A 9,263-nucleotide genomic window follows, 5' to 3' on the forward strand; every position below is an offset into this window, starting at 1 on the left:
CGGCGGAACACCAGCACGTCGTACTGCGAGGTGTAGTCGCTGTGCGAGGGCAACTGGTCGTTCAGCAGGTCGGCCACGTGCAGGTCGACCAGCTGGGTCTGGCACAGCGTCTGCAGGATCTGCTGCACCTCGGGCAGCGAGGCGCGGAATTCGTCGCGCGTGAGCGAGATCCAGAGGTAGCTGGCGGCGCTGCAGGAGCCGGGCAGGGCCAGCGGCGCCAGCGCGGCATGCTCGCTGACCTGCGAGGTGTTGATTTCGAAGATTCGCATCGCGCGCCCCCGTGCTTGCTCAAGATGGCCCGGACCGAAGGCCGGGCGGACCCATTGTGCTACTTAGTTTGTAGCAGGCGGGCGGCGTCGAGCGCGAAGTAGGTGAGGATGCCGTCGGCGCCCGCGCGCTTGAAGGCCAGGAGGCTCTCGAGCACCACCGCGTCGTGGTCGAGCCAGCCGTTCTGGGCCGCGGCCTTGAGCATCGCGTACTCGCCGCTGACCTGGTAGGCGAAGGTCGGCACGCGGAACTCGTCCTTCACGCGGCGCACGATGTCCAGGTAGGGCATGCCGGGCTTCACCATCACCATGTCGGCGCCCTCGGCGATGTCGATCGCCACCTCGCGCAGCGCCTCGTCGCTGTTGCCCGGGTCCATCTGGTAGACCTTCTTGTTGCTCTTGCCGAGGTTGGCGGCCGAGCCGACCGCGTCGCGGAACGGGCCGTAGAAGGCGCTCGCGTACTTGGCGCTGTAGGCCATGATCCGCGTGTGCACGTCGCCGCGCGCCTCGAGCGCCTGGCGGATCGCGCCGATGCGCCCGTCCATCATGTCGCTGGGCGCCACGATGTCGACGCCGGCTTGCGACTGTGTGAGCGCCTGCTTCACCAGCACTTCGACGGTCGGGTCGTTGAGGATGTAGCCGCTGTCGTCGAGCAGGCCGTCCTGGCCGTGGCTGGTGTAGGGGTCGAGCGCGACGTCGGTCATCACGCCCAGTTCGGGAAAGCGCGCCTTGAGCGCCGCCACCACGCGCGGGATCAGGCCGTCGGGGTTGAAGGCCTCGTCGCCGGACGGGGTCTTGAGGCTCGCATCGATCACCGGGAACAGCGCCATCACCGGGATGCCGGCCGCCACGCACTGCTCGGCCACGGGCAGCAGCAGGTCGAGGCTCAGGCGCTCCACGCCCGGCATCGAGGCCACCGCATCGCGCCGGCCGCTGCCTTCCTGCACGAACACCGGGTAGATCAGGTCGTGCGTGGTCAGGGCGTTTTCCCGCACCAGGTTGCGCGTGAAGGCGTCGCGGCGAAGGCGGCGCGGGCGCCCGGCGGGGAAGGCGGCGAAGGATGAAAGGGTGGAGCTCATGCGGAAAATTGTGCCCGAACTAAAGTTCCCGAACTTTTGCCATGAATGGGGGCAGTTGTCCGACAACTACGGAAATTAGTAGTACCAAAGTAATAAATTTTTACCCTAGATTGTTAATTAAAGCGCACCGGTCGCTTGAAACCTTGTTTCGTCTTTGTTAAATTCTGCCCCGGACGGCTTGCCGTCCCCCGCTTTTCCTCCCTGAGCGGGTGCCTTGATGTGTGACAGCAAAAGGGCTTCCCAGCCCGACGTGAAGACGTCGGGCTTTTTTTTGTCCGTCGCTTTCGTGGGGACCGATGAAACCGGGTGCAGCCAGCGGGGGCCGGCCACTAAACTGACCGCCATGCTCTGGGTCAAGTCCTTCCACATCGTCTTCATCGCCAGCTGGTTCGCCGGCCTGTTCTACCTCCCCCGGATCTTCGTCAACCTCGCGATGGTGCCGCCCGAGTCGCTCGCCGAGCGCGAGCGCCTGCTGCTGATGGCGCGCAAGCTGCTGCGCTTCACCACCTTCCTGGCCGTGCCGGCGCTGGGCTTCGGCCTCTGGCTGTGGCTGGGCTACGGCATCGGGCGCGGCCCGGGCAACGGCTGGATGCACGCCAAGCTGGCGCTGGTGCTGGTGGCGATCGGCTACCACCACGGCTGCGCGGTGCTGCTGCGCCGCTTCGCCGCCGGCGAGAACCGGCGCAACCACGGCTGGTACCGCTGGTTCAACGAGCTGCCGGTGCTGCTGCTGCTGGCGATCGTGATCCTGGTCGTGGTCAAGCCCTTCTGACGGCGGTGGCGACGCAGCACAAGTCCGCCGCGCTGCCCCTTGCGCTGGCCTATGCGGCGCTGATCGTCTATGCCAGTCTCTATCCCTTTTCCGACTGGCGCGACCAGGGCATCGCGCCCTGGGCCTACCTGTCGGCGCCCTGGCCCAAGTACTGGACCGGCTTCGACTTCGCGATCAACGTCGCGGGCTACGTGCCCTTCGGGTTCCTCTGCGCGCTGTCGGTGCTGCGCACCCGCAGCACCTCGAGCATCGGCCGCGCCGTGCTGCGCGCCACGCTGGCGGGCGTGGCCGTGTCCTTCGCGATGGAGACGCTGCAGAGCTACCTGCCGGCGCGCATTCCCTCGAACGTCGACCTGGGCCTGAACAGCGCCGGCGCGCTGCTGGGCGCGGTGCTGGCGGTGGCGCTCGAGCGCTTCGGCGCGGTCGCCCACTGGGGGCGGGTCCGGGCGCAATGGTTCGTCGACGAGGCCCGCGGTGCGCTGGTGCTGCTGGCGCTGTGGCCGTTCGCGCTGCTGTTCCCCGCGGCCGTGACCTTCGGGCTGGGCCAGGTGTTCGAGCGGCTCGAGGCGGCGATCTCCGAATGGCTGCTCGACACCCCGTTCATCGACTGGCTGCCGGTGCGCCAGTTCGAGCTCGAGCCGCTGGTGCCGGCGGTCGAGCTGCTGTGCGTGATGCTGGGCGCGCTGGTGCCCTGCCTGCTGAGCTATCTCGTGGCGCGCACCGTGGTGCAGCGCGCGGTGCTGCTGCCGTTGATCCTGCTGACGGGCGTGGCGGCCTCGGCGCTGTCGGCGGCGCTGAGCTACGGCCCCGACCATGCCTGGGCCTGGCTCGAGCTGCCGGCGCAAGTCGGCATGACGGCGGCGCTTTTCGCCGGCGTGCTGCTGCTGTTCGCGCCGCGCCGGTTGTGCGGCGCGCTGCTGCTGGTGGCGCTGGTGCTGCAGCTGAGCCTGTTGAACCAGGCGCCCGAGAGCGCCTATTTCGCGCAGACGCTGGCGACCTGGGAGCAGGGGCGCTTCATCCGCTTCCACGGGCTGGCCCAGTGGCTGGGCTGGCTCTGGCCGTTCGGGGTGCTGGCCTACGTGATCTTCCTGCTGTCGCGGCGCAGCCGGCCGCCGGCCGCCTGAAGGGCCGGGTGCATGGGCGGCGGTCCTAGAATCCGCCGATGCCCACCCCCGCCAGCCACGCCGTGCCTTCGGGCTACTACGGCCGCCACATCTTCTTCTGCCTCAACGAACGCAAGAACGGCGAGGATTCCTGTGCCATGCACAACGCCCAGCAGGGCTTCGACCGCTGCAAGGCCAGGGTCAAGGAAGAAGGGCTCTCGGGGCCCGGCAAGGTGCGCGTCAACAAGGCCGGCTGCCTCGACCGCTGCGCCGGCGGGCCGGTCGCCGTGGTCTATCCCGAGGCGGTCTGGTACACCTTCGTCGATGCCGACGACATCGACGAGATCGTTGACTCGCACCTGAAGAAGGGCGAGATCGTCGAGCGGCTGCTGCTGCCGCCCGACGTCGGGCGCTGAACTTTCAGTCGGGCCTGCGCTCGTACCGTGCTCGCCGCAGGCACCCCTCCACCGTCGGCCTGCCGGCCCGTTCCAATCCGAGCCTCATGAATTCCCAGACCGAAAAGATCAGCCTCCAGGGCGCCGCCGGCGTCATCGAGGTGCAGCGCGACCAGCCGGCCGATGCCGCGCGCGGCATCGCCGTCATCGCGCATCCCCATCCGCTGTTCGGCGGCACCATGGACAACAAGGTGGTGCAGACCCTGGCGCGTGCCTTCATCGCCTGCGGCTGGACCGCGGTGCGCTTCAACTTCCGCGGCGTCGGCGCGAGCCAGGGCGTGCACGACGAGGGCCGTGGCGAGCTCGAGGACATGCTCCATGTGGTCGGCCAGCTCGCGCCCGAGGGCCCGCTGGCGATCGCCGGCTTCTCCTTCGGCGCCTTCGTCGCGAGCGGCGCGGTCGAGAAGCTCTGGGCCGCGCGCGACGTTCGCCAGATCGTGCTGGTCGGCACGGCAGCCGCGCGCAACACGGTGGCCGTGCTGCCGCCCGAGGCCCACGAGCGCACGCTGGTGGTCCACGGCGAGGCCGACGACACGGTGGCGCTGTCGGCGGTCATGGACTGGGCGCGGCCGCAGTCACTTCCTGTCACAGTCGTCCCCGGGGGCGGCCATTTCTTTCACGGACAATTGCCGCTGCTCAAGAGCCTGGTCGTGCGCCATCTGCGCGCAGACAACCCGGCCGCCTGAAAGCCTGGCTTGCAGGCACGTCTTCGTTTCTTCTCCATTGCTCCCATGAATCGCTTCTTCCACGGTGCCCGCGCGCTGTTGCTCGCCGCCGCCGCTTCCGTCTGCCTGATCGCCGCCGCCCAGGTGCCGGCACCGCCCGAGATCGCCGCGCGCAGTTACCTGCTGCTCGACGTGACGGCCAATCAGATCCTCGCGCAGAAGGACATCGACAGCCCGGTCGAACCCGCCTCGCTGACCAAGCTGATGTCGGCCTACATCGTGTTCGACGCGCTGCGCGCCAAGAAGATCACCCTGACGCAGACGCTGCCGGTCAGCCCGCGCGCCTGGAAGATGCCGGGCTCGCGCATGTTCATCGACCCCAAGATGCAGGTGCCGGTGGAAGACCTGATCAAGGGCCTGATCGTCCAGTCGGGCAACGACGCCACCGTGGCGCTGGCCGAGGGCGTGGGCGGCACGGTCGAACACTTCGTCGAGCTGATGAACGCCCAGGCCAAGGTGCTGGGCATGAAGAACACCACCTACAAGAACCCCGAGGGCCTGACCGCGCCCGGCCACACCACCACCGCGCGCGACCTCAGCATCCTGGCGACCCGGCTGGTGCGCGATTTCCCCGAGGAAGCCAAGTACTACGCGATCAAGAAGTACCGCTACCCGGGCACGCCCTCGACCAACGACACCAATCGCAACCTGCTGCTGTTCCGCGACCCGACCGTCGATGGCCTGAAGACCGGCCATACCGAGGCCGCCGGCTACTGCATGATCGCCACCGCCAAGCGCGACTTCCCGAACCTGACCGGCGGCCGCCGCCTGCTGTCGATCGTGCTCGGCACCTCGGGCGAAACCGTGCGCGCCAACGAATCGCAGAAGCTGCTGAACTGGGGCTACACCGCCTACGACGCCGTGCGCCTGTTCGACGGCGGCCAGCCCGCGGCCACGCCGGCGGTCTGGAAGGGCAAGCAGAACGTGCTCAAGCTCGGCCGCCCCGAGCCGATCGTGGTCGCCGTGCCCGCGGGCATGGCCAGCAAGCTCAAGACCCAGATCGCGCGCCCCGACCCGCTGGTGGCGCCGTTCACCAAGTACCAGCCCGTGGGCACGCTCAAGGTCACGCTCGACGATCAGCCGGTGGCCGAGGTGCCGCTGGTGGCGCTGGAGCCGGTCGAACAGGCCGGCATGCTGGGCCGCGCCTGGGATGCGGTGCGGCTCTGGATCAAGTAATCGGCAGGGTAGGGGCGGCTTCAGGCCGGCGGCAGGGGGCTGAAGGCTTCCAAACCCGCCTGACTTTGCCGTTTCACAAGCCCGCTGCTATACTCGTGGGCTTTTCGGAAAATTCCGAAGGGATTCACGTTTGCGTCATCTCCCGGTTCCTGGATTCCTGGGTCACGACCAGACCAGGGCGCCGCAAGGCACCACCGGGGTATTTCTCGTTTTGGGACTAATTCATTCATGCCAACCATCAATCAACTGGTGCGTCAGGGCCGGACGGTCGAAAAGATCAAGTCCAAGAGCCCTGCCATGCAGAACTCGCCGCAACGTCGCGGTGTCTGCACCCGGGTCTACACCACGACCCCCAAGAAGCCGAACTCGGCACTTCGTAAAGTTGCCAAGGTCCGCCTGACCAACGGCTTCGAAGTCATTTCCTACATCGGCGGCGAAGGCCACAACCTGCAGGAACACAGCGTCGTGCTGGTTCGCGGCGGTCGTGTCAAGGACTTGCCCGGTGTGCGTTACCACATCGTGCGCGGTTCGCTCGACCTGCAAGGCGTGAAAGACCGCAAGCAGTCGCGTTCCAAGTACGGCGCGAAGCGCCCCAAGAAGGCCTGATCGGGTTCTTCTTTCAGTAGTTGTTTCATCGGTGTTCGAGTGCCTTGGCGGGCATGTCGAGCGTAGTGACCCGAAGTTGGGTCGAGTAAGTGAGGGTCCGAGTCGACTCTCGCGGTGCCGGAAACGGTGCCAACTGAAGCAAAGAGGTTAAGAAAATGCCACGTCGTCGCGAAGTCCCCAAACGTGAAATCCTGCCGGATCCCAAGTACGGCAATGTCGAGCTGTCGAAGTTCATGAACGTGATCATGGAAGGCGGCAAGAAGGCTGTTGCCGAGCGCATCATTTATGGCGCGCTCGACTTCATCGAGAAGAAGAACCCGGACAAGGACCCCCTCGAAGCGTTCACCGTTGCCATCAACAACGTGAAGCCGATGGTCGAAGTGAAGTCGCGCCGCGTTGGCGGTGCGAACTATCAAGTGCCGGTCGAAGTCCGCCCCGTCCGCCGCCTCGCCCTGTCGATGCGCTGGATCAAGGAAGCCGCCCGCAAGCGCGGCGAGAAGTCGATGGCCCTGCGTCTGGCCAACGAACTGATGGAAGCCACGGAAGGCCGTGGCGGCGCGATGAAGAAGCGCGACGAAGTGCACCGCATGGCAGAAGCCAACCGGGCGTTCAGCCACTTCCGCTTCTAAGAATCAAACTTCGCTTGGGCGTTGGGTGTCGAGTGTCGGGCGTTGTGCCCGTGCTCGGGGCCCAGCGCTCAACGCATTTCAACCCGAAAGTAAATCATGTCCCGCAAGACCCCCATCGAGCGCTACCGCAACATCGGCATCTCCGCGCACATCGACGCTGGCAAGACCACGACGACGGAACGTATCCTGTTCTACACCGGTGTGAACCACAAGATCGGTGAAGTGCACGACGGTGCCGCCACGATGGACTGGATGGAGCAAGAGCAAGAGCGCGGCATCACGATCACCTCGGCTGCCACCACCTGCTTCTGGAAGGGCATGGCTGGCAAGTTCGAAGAACACCGCATCAACATCATCGACACCCCCGGCCACGTGGACTTCACCATTGAAGTCGAGCGCTCGATGCGCGTGCTGGACGGCGCCGTGATGGTGTACGACGCCGTCGGCGGCGTGCAGCCCCAGTCGGAAACCGTCTGGCGCCAGGCCAACAAGTACAAGGTTCCGCGTCTCGCGTTCGTCAACAAGATGGACCGCACCGGCGCCGACTTCCTGCGTGTGCGCCAGATGATGGTCGACCGCCTGAAGGCCAACCCCGTCGTGATCCAGATCCCGATCGGTGCCGAAGAGCACTTCCAGGGCATCGTCGACCTCGTGAAGATGAAGGCGATCATCTGGGACGAAGACAAGGGCGTCACCTTCCAGTACGGCGACATCCCGGCCAACCTGGTCGATGTCTGCAACGAATACCGCGAAAAGCTCGTCGAAGCGGCTGCCGAAGCCAGCGAAGAGCTGATGAACAAGTACCTCGAAGGCGGCGAGCTGTCGGAAGAGGAAATCAAGAAGGCCATCCGTCAGCGCACCATCGCCGGCGAAATCCAGCCGATGCTGTGCGGCTCGGCCTTCAAGAACAAGGGCGTGCAGGCCATGCTCGACGCCGTCGTCGAATACATGCCGGCTCCGACCGACATTCCGCCGGTCAACGGCCTCGACGAAGACGAAGCGCCCGTGGTTCGCAAGGCGGACGACAACGAGAAGTTCTCGGCCCTGGCATTCAAGCTGATGACCGACCCGTTCGTGGGCCAGCTGACCTTCGTGCGCGTCTATTCGGGCGTGCTCAGCAAGGGCGACAGCGTCTACAACCCGGTGCGCGGCAAGAAGGAACGCATCGGCCGTATCGTGCAGATGCACGCGAACAACCGCGAGGAAGTCAGCGAAATCCGCGCCGGCGACATCGCCGCCTGCGTGGGCCTGAAGGAAGTGACCACCGGCGAAACGCTGTGCGATCCGGAAGCGGTCGTGACGCTCGAGCGCATGGTGTTCCCGGAATCGGTGATCTCGCAGGCCGTCGAGCCCAAGACCAAGGCCGACCAGGAAAAGATGGGCATCGCGCTGCAGCGCCTGGCTCAGGAAGACCCCTCGTTCCGCGTTCGCACGGACGAAGAGTCGGGCCAGACCATCATCGCCGGCATGGGCGAGCTCCACCTCGAAATTATCGTGGACCGCATGAAGCGCGAATTCGGCGTGGAAGCCAACGTGGGCAAGCCGCAGGTAGCCTACCGCGAAACGATCCGCAAGACCGTCGAAGAAGCCGAAGGCAAGTTCGTTCGCCAGTCGGGCGGCAAGGGCCAGTACGGCCACGTCGTGCTGAAGATCGAACCCCAGGAAGCCGGCAAGGGCTTCGAGTTCGTCGACGCCATCAAGGGCGGTGTGGTTCCTCGCGAATACATCCCCGCGGTGGAAAAGGGCGTCGTGGAAGCGCTGACGCAAGGCGTGCTGGCGGGCTACCCCGTCGTCGACGTCAAGGTCACGCTGCACTTCGGTTCGTACCACGACGTGGACTCGAACGAAATGGCGTTCAAGATGGCCGCGATCTTCGGTTTCAAGGAAGGTGCCCGCAAGGCCAACCCCGTGATCCTCGAGCCGATGATGGCCGTGGAAGTCGAAACGCCCGAAGACTACGCCGGCAACGTGATGGGCGACCTGTCGTCCCGCCGCGGCATGGTGCAGGGCATGGACGACATGGTCGGTGGCGGCAAGGCCATCAAGGCCGAAGTGCCGCTGTCGGAAATGTTCGGCTACTCGACCACGCTGCGCTCGATGTCGCAAGGCCGTGCCACGTACACGATGGAGTTCAAGCACTACGCCGAAGCTCCGCGTAACGTCGCCGAAGCCATCGTGGCTGCCCGCGCGAAGTAAGCGTTTCAGGAATGCAGGGCCGCGCAGTGCGCGGCCCTTCTTGTCTGCGATCCGGTGCCGTCTTGTTCCCGTGCGAGGCGATCCAGCAATCGGATGCAGACATAAAACCAATACACGGGACTGCTCTTTCAAGGATTGAAAAATGGCAAAAGGTAAATTCACCCGCACGAAGCCGCACGTGAACGTGGGCACGATCGGTCACGTTGACCATGGCAAGACGACGCTGACGGCTGCGATCGCGACGGTGCTGTCGTCG

10 protein-coding genes and 1 pseudogene are annotated in these 9,263 nt (G+C 65.7%); 9 read left to right on the forward strand and 2 right to left on the reverse strand.

The window, feature by feature from the left end; all coding sequences use genetic code 11:
- Positions 1-269 (reverse strand): annotated as a pseudogene (locus tag AC27VN_RS23035) (magnesium transporter CorA); the annotation flags it as partial.
- Positions 270-328: 59 nt separating this feature from the next.
- Entirely contained in the window at positions 329-1,345 is a 1,017-nt protein-coding gene (gene hemB / locus AC27VN_RS23040; protein ID WP_296781553.1) for a porphobilinogen synthase, read from the reverse strand.
- A gap of 343 nt (positions 1,346-1,688) precedes the next feature.
- Between hemB and AC27VN_RS23045 the strand changes: the two genes are divergently transcribed.
- The 9 genes from AC27VN_RS23045 to AC27VN_RS23085 all read left to right on the forward strand — a co-directional run.
- Entirely contained in the window at positions 1,689-2,117 is a 429-nt protein-coding gene (locus AC27VN_RS23045; protein ID WP_093355324.1) for a CopD family protein, read from the forward strand.
- Between the two features lie 5 nt (positions 2,118-2,122).
- A complete protein-coding gene (locus tag AC27VN_RS23050) occupies positions 2,123-3,241 on the forward strand; it encodes a VanZ family protein (RefSeq protein ID WP_490878021.1) in 1,119 nt (372 codons plus the stop codon).
- A gap of 38 nt (positions 3,242-3,279) precedes the next feature.
- The gene (locus AC27VN_RS23055) at positions 3,280-3,636 is read left to right on the forward strand and encodes a (2Fe-2S) ferredoxin domain-containing protein (RefSeq protein WP_490878022.1); all 357 of its coding nucleotides are present in this window, start codon (positions 3,280-3,282) and stop codon (positions 3,634-3,636) included.
- Positions 3,637-3,722: 86 nt separating this feature from the next.
- Positions 3,723-4,361, forward strand: coding sequence for an alpha/beta hydrolase (locus AC27VN_RS23060; RefSeq protein WP_208510575.1), 639 nt, complete (start codon positions 3,723-3,725; stop codon positions 4,359-4,361).
- A gap of 45 nt (positions 4,362-4,406) precedes the next feature.
- A complete protein-coding gene (locus AC27VN_RS23065) occupies positions 4,407-5,576 on the forward strand; it encodes a D-alanyl-D-alanine carboxypeptidase family protein (RefSeq protein ID WP_093355333.1) in 1,170 nt (389 codons plus the stop codon).
- A 228-nt stretch (positions 5,577-5,804) separates the two neighbouring features.
- The gene (gene rpsL, locus AC27VN_RS23070; RefSeq protein WP_057597516.1) at positions 5,805-6,182 is read left to right on the forward strand and encodes a 30S ribosomal protein S12; all 378 of its coding nucleotides are present in this window, start codon (positions 5,805-5,807) and stop codon (positions 6,180-6,182) included.
- A gap of 155 nt (positions 6,183-6,337) precedes the next feature.
- Positions 6,338-6,811: a 30S ribosomal protein S7 gene (gene rpsG / locus AC27VN_RS23075; RefSeq protein WP_007829591.1), complete on the forward strand. Its 474-nt coding sequence runs from the start codon at positions 6,338-6,340 to the stop codon at positions 6,809-6,811.
- A 96-nt stretch (positions 6,812-6,907) separates the two neighbouring features.
- Positions 6,908-9,007: an elongation factor G gene (gene fusA / locus AC27VN_RS23080; protein WP_093355336.1), complete on the forward strand. Its 2,100-nt coding sequence runs from the start codon at positions 6,908-6,910 to the stop codon at positions 9,005-9,007.
- Positions 9,008-9,149: 142 nt separating this feature from the next.
- Positions 9,150-9,263 (forward strand): GTP-binding protein (locus AC27VN_RS23085; RefSeq protein WP_296781557.1); only part of this gene is annotated, 114 nt, incomplete at its 3' end.

This window comes from Variovorax sp. 20P10.2.4, assembly GCF_058244205.1.